The following is a 17,341-nucleotide window of genomic DNA, read 5'->3' on the forward strand; positions in this document are numbered from 1 at the left end:
TCCGCTAGCGCGGACTACTTGGCGAAAGATGTCATGTGAGAATAAGGAAGTCCAATTCACATGACATCCTTAAAAGTATTTTGCTATATTTCCTTAAAATTAGCCGGACTGCACATAGCGCGGCGTTGTGCTTCATTATCAGAAACCGCTAACCAATGATAAAATTCTTTAGAAAAATTAGACAAAATTTACTCTCTGAAAATAAATTCAACAAGTATCTGATATATGCGATTGGAGAAATAGTACTTGTTGTTATTGGAATTTTGATTGCGCTACAGATTAATACTTGGAATGAAGAAAAAAAGTCATCTAACATAGAGCTCGAACTTTTAAAGAACTTAAACAGAGATTTAGATATTGATATAGTGAATTTTGAAAGCAAAATTAGAGTTGACTCTTTAATTATGGTGTCTAATAAAAATTTAATGATTGCATTTAAAAATAAGGATAAAGAAAAAATAATTAATAGCCGAAGTGCTGCGTCAAGTATTGCTACTTCTTTATCATCTATTAATAGAACTGATATTTTCTATCCCCAAAAATCTGCTTATGAAAGTCTTAAATCACAAGGGATTCAATTAATAACCAATGATTCCTTAAGGCAAAATATAATAAATCTATATGATTACAGATATCAAACTGTGTCTGACTTCTTGAAATTCCAATGGGAGGGAATGAATCAAACAAATCACTATTTAATTGACCATTTAGAAACTAATATCGATGACTTTAATAAAACACCAAATGATATTGATAAGTTAATTAACGACAGAAAATTTTATAATTTCTTATCACACATTTATTACGAGAACATTGTTGCATTAGAATATTACAAACCTTGTTTGGAGGACTTGAAAAATACTAGTAAAGCTCTCAAAAAAGAAATTAGAAGATTAGAAAAATAACGCAAGCACAACAAAGAACTGAGTTAAAAAACAAACAAAATCGTTCTCAATCATTAATAATTTAAGTCAGGTCGATTACTTCGACTGCGCTCGAAGTAACAGCGCCATGATGCCTGAGCATTTCACAGGTATATATGCCAAGATTTTATATTTAAGTCTCATTAAAATTAGTGCTCTGCAGACTTCACCCAATACTCCCCTACTTGAGGTTTTTCATAAAAATCAGACGATTTTGCTTCATTTGACAAGTCTACATTTTCAAAAACCACTTGATTTCTAAGTCCTTTAATTTCCCCTTCTTCAACAGTATACCAAGAAATAGAGTTGGGCAAAACCAAGTCCTTTATGTTTTGCCAATCGTTATAACGAATCCAATTGACCTTATCGGTCTTCTCTCCACTTCTATAGGTAACCGTATAGCCCAACCATTCCATCTGCTTGGTCTCAGCATTGTAATGAATATAGTAGTCATCTTTTGGGGAAGTTCCAACACCCGCATTGTAACTGATTTTAATTCCGGGGTAGCTAAGGCCTTCAAAAACCAAGTCATCGGTTTCACTATAAATAATACCCTCATCAGCTAAAACAAAAGGCATTGCGTAAAAATAGAACATGAGATTATGATAAAATTCAGGATTTCCTTTATACGCCTTATTCGCATCGAACACCCATGCCTTACCGTCAAACCCAAGCGTATAGCCTGGGGTTTCGATTTTTTCGTTTCTTGACCATAAATCAATAGTGTGCGTTTCTGGGCTATCAGGTTTTGGTACTACAAAAGAAAGTGAACGCTGTTTTTTCCAAGCAGCTAAGCCACCATGGGCATCAAAGACTTTTTGTAAAGCTTCGGGATATTCGTTCTGGGCGTTTTCAGCAATAGTCTCAACTTCTTCTTTAACTTCTGCAGCTTCTTTTCTTGCTTGTTTACAGGCAATAAAGGGTAATAATAGGGCAAGTAAAAACAGTTTTTTCATGGTCTTTTGTTTGTTCATCTGTCGAAAAATAAAAATTAAGTTTACAGGAATGGCTATTTTTATAAAGTGGATAGCCAAAAAATAATCACAAGCCTTCAAAACCCTTTGGTAAAAAAGGTTTTACAACTCAAAGAAAAATCTAGGGAACGCAAAAAAACCGGACTTTTTATAATTGAAGGGCTAAGGGAAATTGAATTGGCCCAAAAAGGAGGCTATGTTATTGAAACGGTTTTATACTGTGATGCTATCAATTCCAATTTACAAATTCAAGCTCCTGAAGAAATAGCCATTTCACGACCCGTTTATGAAAAATTGGCCTATCGCCAAACAACGGAGGGGGTTTTAGCCATAGCCAAGTCTAAACATCATACTCTGGATACGCTAAAATTCAAAACAAAAAATCCACTTATCCTTGTAGCGGAAGCCCCAGAAAAGCCCGGAAATATTGGAGCACTACTACGTACCGCTGATGCTGCAAATTTAGATGCCGTACTCATCGCCAATCCGAAATCAGATTTATACAATCCCAATATCATTCGTTCAAGCGTAGGTTGCCTTTTTACCACCCAGATAGCCACGGGAACTACCGAAGAAATCATTTCGGTCTTGCAAAAAGAAAAAATTACAATAAACTGTGCCGCGCTGACGGCTTCACAAAATTATATAGAGGCCGATTTTACCAAACCAACGGCTATTGTGGTCGGTACAGAGGCCACGGGTCTATCAGATACTTGGCTGACCAGTTCTGACCAGAATATTATAATACCCATGCAAGGTGAGATAGATTCTATGAATGTTTCCGTCTCTGCCGCAATACTTATCTTTGAAGCCAAACGCCAACGTGGATTTTAATTGCCTATGGATAGTAAATTACTCTTTTCCCTCATTATTGGAATTTTAATTGCACAGTATCTTATCGATACTTTTTTAGATTATTTAAATTCAAAAAAATACCGAGAAGCTATTCCCGAAGAATTAAATGATGTTTTCGACGAGGCCGAATATCAAAAATCCCAGGCTTACAAAAAGACCAACTATCGATTTGGAATAGCCAACGATGCTTTTTCCCTTCTGTTGACCATATCATTTTTACTATTTGGAGGTTTTGAGTGGGTTGACGAAATAGTCAGAAGTTTTACGACAAACCCAATTCTAATGGCTTTGGCGTTTTTTGGAATCATCGTTATTGGAAGCAATATTATTTCTATTCCATTTTCGTACTACCAAACCTTTGTCATAGAAGAAAAATTTGGATTCAATAAAACAACCAAAAAACTATTCTTTATCGACTTATTAAAAGGACTGGTAATGACAACTGTTTTAGGCGGAGGGCTTCTTGCCTTGGTGATTCTTTTCTTGCAATGGACAGGTGATAGCTTCTGGTTGTATGCCTGGGGGCTTTTTGCAATTCTAATGCTGTTTATCAACCTATTTTACAGTAAACTCATTGTTCCGCTTTTTAACAAACAAACCCCATTAGAAGCTGGCAGCTTAAAGAGCTCCATTGAATCATATGCACAAAAAGTGGGGTTCGAACTTGACAATATTTTTGTGATAGACGGTTCAAAGCGTTCCACCAAGGCAAATGCCTATTTTTCTGGTTTTGGTAAGCAAAAACGCGTAACCTTGTTCGATACCTTGATTAATGATTTAAACGAAGAAGAAATTGTTGCCGTGCTAGCGCACGAGGTCGGCCATTATAAACGTAAGCATATTATTTTCAATCTTTTTGCGACTATCAGCCTTACTGGACTTACGCTATTTATACTATCGCTCTTTATCAATAATCCAGAACTTTCATTGGCCATTGGGGTATCAAACCCTAGTTTTCATGCAGTCTTGGTAGGTTTTGTGCTGTTATACAGTCCGATTTCGACCATAACTGGTTTAGCAATGAACTTTTTATCCAGAAAGTTTGAATTTCAAGCCGATGACTACGCGAAAGAAACCTTTGCGGCTTCGCCACTAATAACATCTTTAAAGAAACTGTCAAAAAATAGCTTAAGCAATTTAACACCGCACCCTGCTTATGTTTTTATGCACTACTCACATCCGCCCTTAATTCAGCGTATTCGTAATCTAAAGGCATAATTTTTGTTGCTCACCTATAAAGATTATGGTAATTTTAATTAACAATGACGGTTGAAGCAATAGAAAAAGAAAACAAGCAAATTGCCAAGCAATATAAAGAACTGCTTCGCATAAGTTATCAGACACTTTCCGCTGAGGATAAAAAACTGATACGCTCTGCTTTTGATGTTGCTGTTGATGCACACAAAGACCAACGCCGTAAATCTGGAGAAGCCTACATTTTCCACCCTATAGCGGTTGCTAAAATCGTAGCATCAGAGATTGGGTTAGATGCAGTATCCATAGCCTCTGCCCTGCTTCATGATGTTGTGGAAGACACCCCATACACATTAGATGACATAGAGCGCATGTTCGGTGAAACCGTTGCACGAATTGTAGACGGACTTACCAAAATTGCGCATTTAAAAAAAGATAAAAATATTAGTCAACAAGCAGAGAATTTCCGTAAAATGCTGTTGACCTTGCATGATGATGTTCGTGTTATCATTATCAAAATTGCCGATAGATACCATAACATGCTCACCATGGATGCCATGCCAGAGCATAAACAGGTAAAAATAGCATCAGAGACCTTATACATCTACGCGCCATTAGCGCATAGAATAGGGCTTTACAATATTAAGACACGACTTGAAGATTTAAGTTTAAAATATACGGAACCCGAGGTCTACAATGATATCCATGATAAAATTGAAGATACTGAAGACGAACAGAAAGAATATATCGATGCGTTCACTAAGGTTATTCGTGATTCTTTAGACACTGAAGGACTTAGCTACACGGTCAAAGGCCGAATGAAATCCATTTTTTCGATTAGACGAAAAATGATGGCTCAAAACGTGGCTTTTGATGAGATTTACGACAAGTTCGCCATTCGTATTATTTACAAATCTGACCGTAAGAATGAAAAGTTTTTGGCATGGAAAATTTATTCCATAGTTACCGATCACTTTACGCCCAATCCTGTAAGACTGCGTGATTGGATTACGTCACCTAAATCTACTGGGTATGAAGCCTTGCACATCACCGTCATGGGCCCTGAAGGAAGATGGGTTGAAGTCCAGATTCGAAGTGAGCGCATGCATGAAATTGCCGAAAAGGGGTATGCAGCGCACTTTAAATACAAACACGGCGACCAAAAAGAGCAAGGTATCGAAGTTTGGCTCAACCGCTTACAAGAAGCCCTGGAAAGTGCCAATGTCAGCGCTGTTGATTTTGTTGAAGAGTTTAAACTGAACTTATACTCCAAAGAAATCTTTGTTTTTACGCCTAAAGGCGAGTTGAAATCACTACCAAAAGGTGCTTCTCCCTTAGATTTCGCATTCCATATTCACACCGAAATCGGCATGAAAACCCGTGGTGCCAAAGTAAACGGAAAATTAGTTCCGTTGAATACGGTGCTTCATAGCGGAGATCAAGTAGAAATCATTACCTCTGAAATTGCAAAACCCAACCAAAACTGGCTAGATTATGCCCATACGGCTCGAGCCAGGGCCAAGATAAAATCTTCTCTGCGTGAAGAAAAGAAAGAAGTTGCCGACGAAGGAAAAGAAATTCTAAGAAGAAAACTCAAGTCTCAGAAAATTACGCTCAACGAAGATGTAGTTAACAAAATGGTCATCTATTTTAAGCTAAAGACCAGTTTAGATTTATTCTTCAGGGTGGGTAATGGTGCAATTGACAATCAAAAAATCAAAGATTTTGTTGCCAACTATAATAATGCTTTCATCAACTTCTTTAAAAACAAGATTCGACGTGCTCCGGTACCCGAAGATATCAACAAAGAAGAGATTACCTCTAAATACGACATGCTCGTTTTTGGAAGTGAAGAAGAAAAATTAGAATACAAATTGTCACAGTGCTGCAACCCTATCCCAGGTGATGAAGTTTTTGGATTTGTTAGTGTAACCGATGGTATAAAAGTACATACCAAAAACTGCCCTAACGCAATTTCACTGCAGTCCAATTATGCTTACCGTATTATCTCAGCGAAATGGATAGATTCATCACAAGAAGATTTTTCTGCTGATATTTCACTCACTGGCATCGATAACCTTGGTCTGGTGAACGAAATCACAAATATCATTTCAGATAACATGCATGTAAACATGCGTAACCTTAATTTTAGTACCGATGGAGGTACTTTTTCCGGTAAGATTACGGTGGTCGTTAAAAACAAAAATATTCTTAAAAAATTGGTTGATAATTTGAAGCGAATTGAAGGTATTGACAAAGTAAGTAGGATTTAATTTTTAACTGTACATTTGCAAGATAGCACAGGAATATCGCCATGGACAATACTAAAAATCAGGAAATCGTAAAAAACGTGTTTACTACGTTTCTAGAAGAAAACGGGCATAGAAAAACACCTGAACGCTATGCAATTTTGCAAGAGATTTATGAAAGTGAAGATCATTTTGATGTAGAATCGTTATACATCAAAATGAAAACTAAAAATTATCGTGTTAGTAGGGCTACGCTTTACAATACTATTGAGCTTCTTTTAGACTGTAAACTGGTGAGAAAACACCAGTTTGGAAAAAATCAGGCGCAATACGAGAAATCTTATTTTGACAGACAACACGATCATGTTATTTTGACCGATACCGGTGAGGTTGTAGAATTCTGTGACCCTCGAATTCAGTCAATTAAAAAAACAATAGAAGAGGTTTTTGATATTAAGATCAATACCCATTCTCTATATTTCTACGGAACCAGAAACAAAGAAGAAAACCTAACCGATTAACCAAAAAACTTCATGGTAGATTTATTGCTTGGACTCCAATGGGGAGACGAAGGAAAAGGAAAAATTGTTGATGTACTTACAAAGAATTATAACATCATTGCCCGTTTTCAAGGAGGCCCAAACGCAGGTCACACCTTAGAATTCGATGGTATAAAACATGTTTTAAGAACTATTCCCTCAGGAATTTTTCATGAAGATTCTACAAACGTAATTGGTAATGGGGTTGTTATAGACCCAGTGGTTTTTGTTCAAGAATTAGATGGTTTAGACCAGTTTAATCTTGATTATAAATCAAAGTTGATTATCTCGAGAAAAGCGCACGTAATACTGCCAACACATCGTTTGTTGGATGCAGCCTCTGAAACCTCTAAAGGAAAAGCCAAGATTGGTTCTACTTTAAAAGGTATTGGACCAACTTACATGGATAAAACCGGACGAAACGGTATTCGAATTGGCGATTTGGAATTACCCAATTGGAAAGAGAAGTATAGAACTTTAGCTAACAAGCATGAAGCAATGATCGGATTCTACAATGTAGATATTCAATACAACCTAAATGAAATGGAAGACGAATTCTTTGCGGCAGTTGAGCGCTTAAAAGAATTACAGTTTATAGATAGTGAAGAGTATTTAAACCAGGCACTGACAAGTAAGAAAACCATTTTAGCTGAAGGGGCACAAGGTTCTTTATTGGATATAGATTTCGGAACATACCCCTACGTAACCTCATCTAACACTACCGCTTCGGGAGCTTGCACCGGCTTAGGCATAGCACCAAATAAAATTGGTGAGGTATTCGGAATATTCAAAGCTTACACCACTAGGGTAGGTTCGGGACCCTTTCCTACGGAGTTGTTTGATGAGACCGGTGCCGAAATGGCACGTATAGGGCATGAATTTGGCGCGGTTACAGGTCGGCCAAGACGCTGTGGATGGCTAGATTTAGTGGCGCTCAAATACGCTTGCCAGGTCAACGGTGTAACCCAGTTGAGCATGATGAAAGGCGATGTGCTTTCAGGGTTCAAAACTTTAAAAGTTTGTACCGCATATAAGTATAAAGGAGAAACGATCACGCATTTACCATTTAATATAGAAGAGGAAAACGTGACGCCTATATATACTGAATTTAAAGGTTGGAAAGAAGATTTGACCAAAATGAGAAATGCGTCCGAATTTCCAAAAGAATTAAACCAGTATATTGAATTTTTAGAGAAGGAGCTTGATATTCCTATTAAAATAGTTTCTGTAGGGCCGGATAGAACACAGACGATTCACAGGTAGGTTTTCCTAAACCTTTCTAAATCTGCATACATACATTGCCCAAAAATCCTACTTTTGGCTAAATTCTTATGGATTTGAGAAACATATTCTTTTTTCTAGCACTCTTTTCTTTTTTGTATTCCAAAGGTCAAGAACAACCCAAACCGAAAGGTAGACAGATTAATATAGTTTACGGAGCCAACTTTACCAAGGACGAAGAAAAATTTCCTGGAGCCTCTATTTTCAGTAAAGACGATGAGCGCCAAGTTCAATTTGAACATCAAGGAGCCGACTTATGGTGTGATATAGCTATTTTTTATTCCAAAGAGAATCGATTGAAAGCCATTGGCAATGTGCGAATGCAACAAGGTGACTCTATCGAAATGAATAGTGGTAAGATGGATTATAATGGCGATACCAAACTTGCTAAGGCTTGGGAAAAGGTCGACCTAGCTGATGGACAAATGACTTTAACTACGGATACATTATACTTTAATCGTGAAAAGCAAGAATCGTATTACCGCTCAGGGGGCAAGGTTGTAGATTCTGTAAACGTGCTGACCAGTATTATCGGAACTTACTTCACAGAGTTAAAAAAAGTACAGTTCCGTAAAAACGTTCATATCGACAATCCTGAATACACCATCGATTCAGAACAACTGGATTATTACAGGGTCTCGAAAAACGCATATATGTACGGTCCCTCGACCATAGTTGGTGATGAGTATACTATTTATTGTGAACGTGGATTTTACGATACTAAAATAGAACAGGGTTACGGCGTAAAAAACACGACCATCAACTACAGCAATAGAATTATTGAAGGAGATAGTGTCTATTTTGACAAAGTAACTTCTTTCGCTTCTGCGACCAATAATATTATAGTTACAGATACTATTAATAAAGGGATAATAAGAGCCCACTATGCGGAGATTTTCAAAGAAAAAGATTCTGTTTTTGCAACAAAAAGAGCAGTTGCCATTAATCTTGTGGAGCAAGATTCCATTTACATTCATGGAGATACATTAATGGTCACTGGAAAGCCTGAAGAACGTATTTTAAGGGCATTTCGTAATGCAAAATTTTATAAAACCGATTTAAGCGGCAAATGCGATTCTATACATTCTGAACAAAAAACAGGTATCACCCAACTGATTACCGATCCTATTTTATGGAATGTCGATAATCAAATGACCGGTGATAGCATTCATTTAATATCCGATTTAGAAACTGAAAAATTAGACTCTCTTAAAGTCATTAATAATGCTTTTATTATTGCCCTTGACACCATTAGTAAAACAGGGTACAATCAAGCAAAAGGAAAAGATTTATTCGGAAAATTTATTGATAATTCACTAGAGGTCATTGATTTGGTCAAAAACACCGAAGTCATTTACTACATGTACAACGATGACCAAGAACTAATCGGTATCGACAAGACCATATGCAGCAAAATTAGAATGCATATGAAAAATAACGATATCGATGAACTTATTTTTTACGTGAATCCTGATGGTGATATTTTTCCAGAAAAAGATTTACCCGTAGACAGTAGAAAATTAAAGGGTTTTATTTGGCGCGGTGAAGAACGTATTCTAAACAAGGAAGCTATTTTTGATGAGGATGATAACAATATTACCTTAGTAAAAATCAGGGGTATTGATGATGAAGTGGATATCGATACCGAAGAACAAGAGCGTAGCGGCAATGGCCAACCTACTACAAAAATTTCTAAGATTAACACCAAAGCGACCAAACCCAAGCGCCCTGTTCTCAAAAAAGTGGGAAGTTAATTTATGAAGGATGATTTCTTCAAATATCAGGCTCAGACCACACCACATCCTCTTGCGTTAGAAATTGCACATGCTAAGGGAAGTTACATATACGACACGGAAGGCAACGCACATTTAGATTTTGTTGCCGGCGTATCAGCATGTTGCTTAGGGCATTGCCACCCTAAAGTTGTGCAAGCTATAAAATCGCAGACCAATAAATATATGCATGTCATGGTCTACGGTGAATACGTGCAAGAACCAGCTGTAGCCTATACAAAGCTATTGGCGTCACATCTGCCCAAAAACCTAGAGACCACCTATTTGGTCAATTCTGGTACCGAAGCTATTGAAGGTGCATTAAAGTTAGCCCGAAGATATACCGGTCGCTCAGAGCTTATTGCGGCAAATAATGCATATCATGGTAACACGATGGGCAGTCTAAGTGTAACGGGGTATGAGGCAAGAAAGAGCGCATTCCGTCCATTAATTCCCGATGTAAGGTTTATTCAATTCAACTCACTTTCAGATCTCGAGAAGATTACCAAAAAAACTGCCGCCGTTCTTTTAGAAACTATTCAAGGCGGTGCTGGTTTTATACTTCCAAAAAATGATTATTTAAAAGAGGTGAGGCGACGCTGCAATGAGATGGGCGCATTGCTGATTTTAGATGAAATTCAACCCGGTTTCGGAAGAACCGGAAAGCTATTCGCTTTTGAGCATTTCGATATTACACCTGACATTTTGGTTGTCGGAAAAGGCATGGCATCTGGTCTACCCGTAGGAGCTTTTATAGCCTCACACAAAATGATGGCAACATTACAAGAGCATCCAAAATTAGGGCACATTACCACTTTTGGCGGTAATCCTGTCATTGCAGCCGCAAGTTTAGCAACGCTAAAAGAAGTGACTGAAAGCCAACTAATTACCTATACTTTAGAAAAAGAACAACTATTTCGTTCTCTTTTGGTACACCCTTTGATTAAAGAGGTAAGAGGCAAGGGCTTAATGTTGGCCTTACTGTTCGAGAAAGTAGAAATTGCTAATTATTTAGTGTTGGAAGCAGCAAAGAAAAGGCTTATTTTATTCTGGCTGTTATTTGAACCAAAAGCGGTGAGAATTTCACCTCCGTTGACAATTTCTGAGGAAGAAATAAAGATAGGTTGTATGCAAATAGTTTATTTATTGAATGCTTATCAATAGAGCACTGTTAACTAATTTGTTGATAACAAACCCAAATCGCGGGCTTACAACTAGTCATTAAAAGGCTAATTTTAAGTTCATAGTTAATTATAAGACGTGCCTATGGCGTTAGAACCTAACGAAAAACCTGAAAGTACCGTACATAAATTCGAATCTATGCTCAAGACAGACGATGTCTATTTCTTTGATGCAGAAGATTTTGAAGATATTATTCACCATTATTTAAATGCAGGAAAAGTTTCTTTAGGTAAAAAAGCGATACAAATTGGGTTACAGCAGCACCCAAACGCCATGGAATTAAAGCTCTTGCGCGTTGAAGTTCTTGTTTTTGAGGACCAATTTGAGGCCGCAGAAAAAATACTGGATGAGCTTCAAACCATAGATTCCCGAAACGAAGAAATTTATATTCAGCGAGCAAATATCCTTTCTAAACAAGATGATCATCAAGGAGCAGTGAATATGCTACTAGAAGCATTACATATTGCCGATAATAGTTTTGATATTTATTCACTTTTAGGAATGGAATATCTGTTTATGGATGACTTTGAAAGTGCCAAAAAGAACTTCATCAAGTGTGTAGAAGTTGATGATTCAGACTATTCTTCCTTATACAATGTGGTGTATTGTTTTGAGTTTTTAGAGGACTTCGACGGAGGCATTAAATACCTCAACGATTATTTAGAACGAAATCCGTATTCAGAAGTAGCTTGGCATCAATTGGGCAAAATGTACATTTCAAAGGGAATGGATAAAGAAGCCTTGACCGCTTTTGACTTTGCCATTATTTCTGATGACTCATTTTTAGGTGCCTACTTTGAAAAGGGGAAAGTTCAAGAAAAATTAGGCAACTACAACGAGGCCATAGAAAGTTATGAGACTACAATAAATATTGATGACCCTACTTCTCATGCATACCTGCGAATAGGCAAGTGTCACGAAAAGTTAGGTAATGATGTTTTAGCGAAATACTATTACTATAATACGGTACATGAAGACCCACTGCTTGACAAAGGTTGGCTGGCCATTACCGAATTTTATTTTAGAAAAGAAGAATATTCACAGGCTTTAAAATATGTAAACAAGGCTATAAATATTGACGGTGAAAACCCAATGTACTGGCAAAGAAGCGCCCAAATATATACAGCTTTAGAAAATTACGACGAGGCCGATTTTGCCTTTAAGCAAGCGGTTGACTTAGGCAATTATGAATTAAAGACTTGGTTAGATTGGGCATTGGTACTTCAAAAAATGACAGATTTTAACTCTGCGGTTCAAGTGGTGTTGCAAGGCCTAGAGTTTTATCCAGAAAGTGCTGAACTTAATTTTAAGCTAGCGGGATTGCACTTGAAACTGACCAATGAAGAAAAAGCAAAAGAAAAGTTTATTGCTGCTTTACAATTAGACACCAAAAAAATAACCCTTTTTGAAGAAGATTTTCCTGAGTATGCCCGTTTGGCTTGGGTCAAGGATGCATTTAAAGTTCATAAAAAAGCTTCCACATAAAACAAAATAAATGAGTTCACGAAAACTGGTCGATTACGTTGTAATCACCTTAAAAGGCATGGCTATGGGTGCCGCCGATGTAGTACCAGGGGTTTCCGGAGGAACTATTGCCTTTATATCGGGTATTTATGAAGAGTTGATCAATTCAATCAATAACATCAATTTCGGACTCTTCACTATCTTAAAAAAAGATGGAATAAAAGCATGCTGGCAAAAATTTAATGGCAACTTTTTATTAGCCCTATTCTTGGGTATTTTTATAAGTCTCTTCTCTCTTGCCAAGTTTTTAAGTTGGTTATTGGAGAACAAACCCATCTTGCTTTGGTCCTTTTTCTTTGGCTTGGTATTGGCCAGTATTTTCTTAGTTGGCAAAGAAATCAAAAAATGGAATTGGCTTGCTGTATTGGTTTTACTGGTAGGTGCGGCCATAGCCTATTTTATAACCACCTTGCCACCCAATGAAAACGTAGATAGTCTTCCCTTTCTTTTCCTTTCTGGAGCTCTAGCGGTTTGCGCCATGATTTTACCCGGTATTTCGGGGGCTTTTATTTTAGTGCTTTTAGGATCTTATAAGACCATTTTAGATGCAGTTCATGAAAGGGACGTTAAGATGGTAGTTACAGTGGCCCTAGGCGCGGTATTTGGCTTGTTGAGTTTTGCCCGCTTATTAAAATGGATGTTCAAAAACTACAGAAATACAACCTTGGCCTTATTGACCGGATTTATTTTAGGTTCTCTAAACAAAATATGGCCTTGGAAAAAAGTACTGGAAACGAAAGTTTTTGGTGACAAGACAATTGTCATTGGCGAGAAAAACGTATTACCCAGCACATTTGAAGGAGACCCACAATTAATACTTGCAATTGGTTTAGCAATCACCGGTTTTTCGCTTATTTTTATCCTTGAAAGGATAGCCTCTAAAAAATAATGAGGCTCGCAAGCGAATGCATCAGCAACGAACACTAATTGATAATATCTTTCTAGTCATTAAAGGGCTATTCATGGGGGCTGCCAATAAAGTTCCTGGAGTATCCGGGGGTATTGTAGCTTTCGTTGGTGGGTTTTATGAAGAGTTCATCTATTCATTACAAAAGATAAATGGAAAGGCCCTTAAATTACTCCTAAACGGTAGATTCAAAAGTTTTTACCGATATACAAATGGTGCTTTTCTAACCTTACTTATCTTGGGTATGCTCATAAGTTATTTTAGCATATCACAGCTTTTAGATTATTTTTTAGAAAAGAAAGAACTATTTGTTTGGGCAGCTTTTTTTGGAATGGTCTTGGGTTCCATTTACTATATCTCAAAAGATTATGAACACTGGAACAGAAAAACCATTTCAGCAGGAATTATAGGGCTATTGGTTGGTATATCAATTAGCTTTTTAAACCCTGCCAGAGAAAACGATAACTTATTCTTTATATTCTTTTGCGGTATTATAAGTGTTTCAGGCATGACACTTCCAGGCTTATCAGGTTCTTTTATTTTAATTCTTTTAGGAAACTATGTGCTCTTACTTGTAGATTCGGTCAATGCACTTTACCTAAGCTTTGCCGAAATTTTTAGAGGTGATTTTAGCTTTCTTAAGAATTCGGCCAGAATGGACACTTTGGTTATTTTAGGGGTTTTTACGCTTGGCTCCGCCACCGGCCTTGTCACCTTATCACATGTTTTAGGTTATGTTTTAAAACGCTACAAAGAAATTACAACTGCGGTTATTATTGGCTTTATAACAGGCTCGCTTGGTGTAATATGGCCTTGGAAACGAACTATTTTTAAAGAAGACCCTCTAGGAAACGTAGTTTATGATACTAACGGAGATGAGATTATTCTTAACTACCAAAGGTATTTGCCAGATGTTACAAAAATGGAAACGTGGGGGGCGGTATTCTTTGTTATCTTCGGAATCTTTGTGTTATTGAGTTTAGATTGGTATGGAAAAAATAGAAAAGAAAGAAAAAAGATTCGGGCTCGTCGGTAAGGATATATCGTATTCTTTTTCGAGAGGGTATTTTTCCGAAAAATTTGCAAAACTAAATTTAGCTCACTACAGTTATGAGAATTTTGATTTGGATTCAATTTCAAAATTTAAGCGTTTATTGAAGGAAAATAGCTTATCCGGATTAAATGTTACCATTCCTTATAAAGAGTTGGTTATTCCGTATATGGATGACCTTGATGAGACTGCCGCAGAAATTGGGGCCGTGAACACTATACAGTTTTCCGCAAATGGCCTTAAAGGCTATAATACCGACGCTTATGGTTTTCAAAAGTCATTAACCGTGCATTTAAAAGAATATCATAAAAAAGCACTCATTTTGGGCACCGGCGGGGCTTCAAAGGCGATTGCCCATGTTTTTAAAAAGTTGGACATCCCTTTTGTTCTTGTTTCCAGAAAAGCAAAAAAAAAGCAATTGACTTATCGAGAACTCGACAAAAAAATAATTGAAAAATATCAGATTATCGTGAATTGTAGTCCCGTTGGAACACATCCTAATGTTTTTGAAAAGCCAAATATTCCTTATCAATATCTTTCAAAAAATCACCTTCTTTTCGATTTAATTTACAATCCTGAAAAGACCGCATTTTTAAAAGAAGGTGAAGAGAAAGGGGCGACAATTCAGAATGGCCTACCTATGCTTTCTTTTCAAGCAGAAAAGTCATGGGAAATATGGAATTCTTGAAATCCCAATAAAATCCTACAGTCTCGAAAACGAACCCCTATAAAGAAGTATTGCTTATTTTTGCCATTGCAGGGTATAGTTAGTAACTTACCAATAAATGCCATCAATCTAAAAACCAATAAATAACATCGTGATGGACGAGAACGAACAGAAACCGCCAGAAGATTCTGGAGGGAAGGACATTATTTCAGAAAAATCAATTCCTGAAGCTCAGGAACAAAACATTGCGGAAAATCCTCCAAAAGAGGAAAAAGTACCAGTTACAGAAACAGAAGAAGCAACTTCTGAAGAAAAGAAAGTAGTAACTGAAGAAAATGTTCAAGAGGAAATTGATCAAGAAAACGCTGAAGATGCCGAAGATTCAGAAAATGAGAAACGGCATCATATAGCTATGCCCGATTATCATGCCATGAGTATGGAGAACTTGGTAGGCGAGCTACAACGATTGATCAAAAATGAAAAAGTACAGGCTATTAACAAGCATGTTAGTGGTATAAAAACGGAATTCGATTTAAAATTTCAAGAATTTTTAGAGCATAAGAAAGAAGAATTCATTGCTGGTGGCGGTAATGAAATAGACTTTAGGTATAACTCTGTAACTAAGAGACAGTTCAACGAAGTATATGGCGAATATCGCGAAAAGCGCAACCAATATTACAAAAGTTTAGAGCAAAATTTAAAGCTGAATTTAGAAAAACGCTTGACAATTATTGATGAACTTAAAGGTCTGGTCAATGTTGAAGAAGACATAAATACCACCTATAAGAGTTTTAAAGACATTCAAGAACGATGGCGCAATTCAGGCCCAATACCAAGAAATAATTACAACGATGTTTGGAGAACCTACCACCATCATATTGAAATTTTCTATGATTTTCTGCACTTAAATAGAGAGTTAAGAGACTTAGATTTTAAGCATAATCTAGAGGAAAAAGTCAAATTAGTTGAAAAAGCGGAAGCCTTAGCCAACGAACCAGATCTCAACAAAGCCTTTAGAGAGCTGCAGACATTACATAAAGTCTGGAAAGAAGATATAGGCCCTGTTTCAAAAGAACAGCGAGAAGAAATCTGGGAACGCTTTAGCAATGCAACCAAAGTAATGCACGCCAGACGTCAAGAATATTATGCTACTCTTGAAGCCTCTTACGAGAAAAACTTAGAAAAGAAAAATGAAATAATTGCGGCCATAAAGACTATTTCTGAAAAAGTGACCGATAATCATCGCGGTCTGCAACAGCAAATAAAAGAAATAGAAGCCCTTCGAAATGATTTTTTTAAGGCAGGGAAAGTTCCGCAAAAAGTTAACGAACAGACCTGGTCCAGATTTAAAGATGCCGTTAGAGCCTTTAACCGCAATAAAAACAACTTTTACAAGAACCTAAAAAAGGACCAGCACGATAATCTTGAGAAAAAACGGGCACTGTTAGGTTTGGCCATAGCTTTAAAGGATAGCGAAGACCATGACATGGCTACGCCCGAAATGAAGCGCATTCAGAGCGAATGGAAAAAAATTGGTCATGTCCCCAGAAAATATTCTGATAAAATCTGGAACGAGTTTAAAAATGCCTGTAATCACTACTTCGATAGATTACATAAGGAAAAAAACGCCTCCCAAAAAGAGGAGTATGCCAATTTTGAAGAAAAGAATGCATGCTTAGAACGTTTAAAAGCTTTTCAACTAAGTGGTGATAGAACTAAAGACCTTCCAAAAATCAAGGAATTTATAGCCGAATGGAAGTCATATGGACGTATACCGTACAATAAAAAACATATTAACGGCAAGTTCAATAAGATAATAGATGCACTGTTTAAGAAATTAGATATTTCGCGACAAGAAGCAGAATTACTTAAGTATGGTGATAAAATAAAGCAGCTTGCCAATTCAGATAATGATAGTGCTATTAGTAACGAACGTGTATTTATCAGAAGAAAGATAGATGAGAGCAAGAGTGAGTTAAGGCAGTTAGAGAACAACCTTCAATTTTTCTCGAATGCATCGGAAGATAGCCCTGTGGTGCAAAATGTAGTGAAAGATATCAATCGCCATAAAGAGGCCCTGGAAACTTGGAAGACGAAGCTTAAAAACCTCAATGTAATGGAGAACAAGCTGAACAAGGAAGCTGAAGACGCTTCCCATGATGAGGAAAATAGCAACGAGGAAGAATAATTGCTTCTGACAAACATAAAAACAAGGGCGCCGTT

The 17,341-nt window shown here is 37.0% G+C and carries 14 protein-coding genes; 13 read left to right on the forward strand and 1 reads right to left on the reverse strand.

Annotation, left to right across the window (positions count from 1 at the left end; genetic code table 11):
* Positions 1-155: 155 nt before the first annotated feature.
* Entirely contained in the window at positions 156-905 is a 750-nt protein-coding gene (locus ACFSQJ_RS02140) for a DUF6090 family protein (protein WP_377765170.1), read from the forward strand.
* Positions 906-1,072: 167 nt separating this feature from the next.
* Here the strand turns inward: ACFSQJ_RS02140 and ACFSQJ_RS02145 are convergent, their stop codons facing one another.
* Positions 1,073-1,879: a DUF6503 family protein gene (locus tag ACFSQJ_RS02145; protein WP_377765171.1), complete on the reverse strand. Its 807-nt coding sequence runs from the start codon at positions 1,877-1,879 to the stop codon at positions 1,073-1,075.
* 66 nt (positions 1,880-1,945) lie between these two features.
* Here ACFSQJ_RS02145 and ACFSQJ_RS02150 point away from each other — a divergent pair, with 66 nt between their 5' ends.
* The 12 genes from ACFSQJ_RS02150 to ACFSQJ_RS02205 all read left to right on the forward strand — a co-directional run bounded on the left by ACFSQJ_RS02150 (position 1,946) and on the right by ACFSQJ_RS02205 (position 17,306).
* Positions 1,946-2,731, forward strand: a complete 786-nt coding sequence (locus ACFSQJ_RS02150) for a TrmH family RNA methyltransferase (protein ID WP_377765172.1) — start codon at positions 1,946-1,948, stop codon at positions 2,729-2,731.
* 6 nt (positions 2,732-2,737) lie between these two features.
* Positions 2,738-3,970: a M48 family metallopeptidase gene (locus tag ACFSQJ_RS02155; protein WP_377765174.1), complete on the forward strand. Its 1,233-nt coding sequence runs from the start codon at positions 2,738-2,740 to the stop codon at positions 3,968-3,970.
* Between the two features lie 44 nt (positions 3,971-4,014).
* The gene (locus tag ACFSQJ_RS02160; RefSeq protein WP_377765176.1) at positions 4,015-6,219 is read left to right on the forward strand and encodes a RelA/SpoT family protein; all 2,205 of its coding nucleotides are present in this window, start codon (positions 4,015-4,017) and stop codon (positions 6,217-6,219) included.
* A gap of 41 nt (positions 6,220-6,260) precedes the next feature.
* A complete protein-coding gene (locus tag ACFSQJ_RS02165; protein WP_377765177.1) occupies positions 6,261-6,716 on the forward strand; it encodes a Fur family transcriptional regulator in 456 nt (151 codons plus the stop codon).
* Between the two features lie 12 nt (positions 6,717-6,728).
* Positions 6,729-7,997, forward strand: a complete 1,269-nt coding sequence (locus ACFSQJ_RS02170; RefSeq protein WP_377765179.1) for an adenylosuccinate synthase — start codon at positions 6,729-6,731, stop codon at positions 7,995-7,997.
* 68 nt (positions 7,998-8,065) lie between these two features.
* Positions 8,066-9,769 carry an OstA-like protein gene (locus tag ACFSQJ_RS02175; protein WP_377765180.1) on the forward strand — a complete coding sequence of 568 codons (1,704 nt, stop codon included), beginning with the start codon at positions 8,066-8,068 and terminating at the stop codon, positions 9,767-9,769.
* A gap of 3 nt (positions 9,770-9,772) precedes the next feature.
* On the forward strand, positions 9,773-10,951 hold the full coding sequence (locus ACFSQJ_RS02180) for an aspartate aminotransferase family protein (protein WP_377765181.1): 1,179 nt from the start codon (positions 9,773-9,775) through the stop codon (positions 10,949-10,951).
* Between the two features lie 102 nt (positions 10,952-11,053).
* Positions 11,054-12,454, forward strand: coding sequence for a tetratricopeptide repeat protein (locus tag ACFSQJ_RS02185; protein ID WP_377765183.1), 1,401 nt, complete (start codon positions 11,054-11,056; stop codon positions 12,452-12,454).
* Positions 12,455-12,464: 10 nt separating this feature from the next.
* Positions 12,465-13,382, forward strand: a complete 918-nt coding sequence (locus tag ACFSQJ_RS02190) for a DUF368 domain-containing protein (protein ID WP_377765184.1) — start codon at positions 12,465-12,467, stop codon at positions 13,380-13,382.
* A 16-nt stretch (positions 13,383-13,398) separates the two neighbouring features.
* Positions 13,399-14,436, forward strand: coding sequence for a DUF368 domain-containing protein (locus ACFSQJ_RS02195; RefSeq protein WP_377765185.1), 1,038 nt, complete (start codon positions 13,399-13,401; stop codon positions 14,434-14,436).
* Positions 14,390-15,139: a shikimate dehydrogenase family protein gene (locus ACFSQJ_RS02200; protein WP_377765186.1), complete on the forward strand. Its 750-nt coding sequence runs from the start codon at positions 14,390-14,392 to the stop codon at positions 15,137-15,139. Before ACFSQJ_RS02195 ends, ACFSQJ_RS02200 begins: the two co-directional genes overlap by 47 nt.
* 133 nt (positions 15,140-15,272) lie before the next feature.
* Positions 15,273-17,306, forward strand: coding sequence for a DUF349 domain-containing protein (locus ACFSQJ_RS02205; protein WP_377765187.1), 2,034 nt, complete (start codon positions 15,273-15,275; stop codon positions 17,304-17,306).
* The last annotated feature ends 35 nt before the right edge of the window (positions 17,307-17,341 follow it).

It is taken from the genome of Croceitalea marina (assembly GCF_042684265.1).
GTDB classification, from domain to species: Bacteria; Bacteroidota; Bacteroidia; order Flavobacteriales; family Flavobacteriaceae; genus Croceitalea; species Croceitalea marina.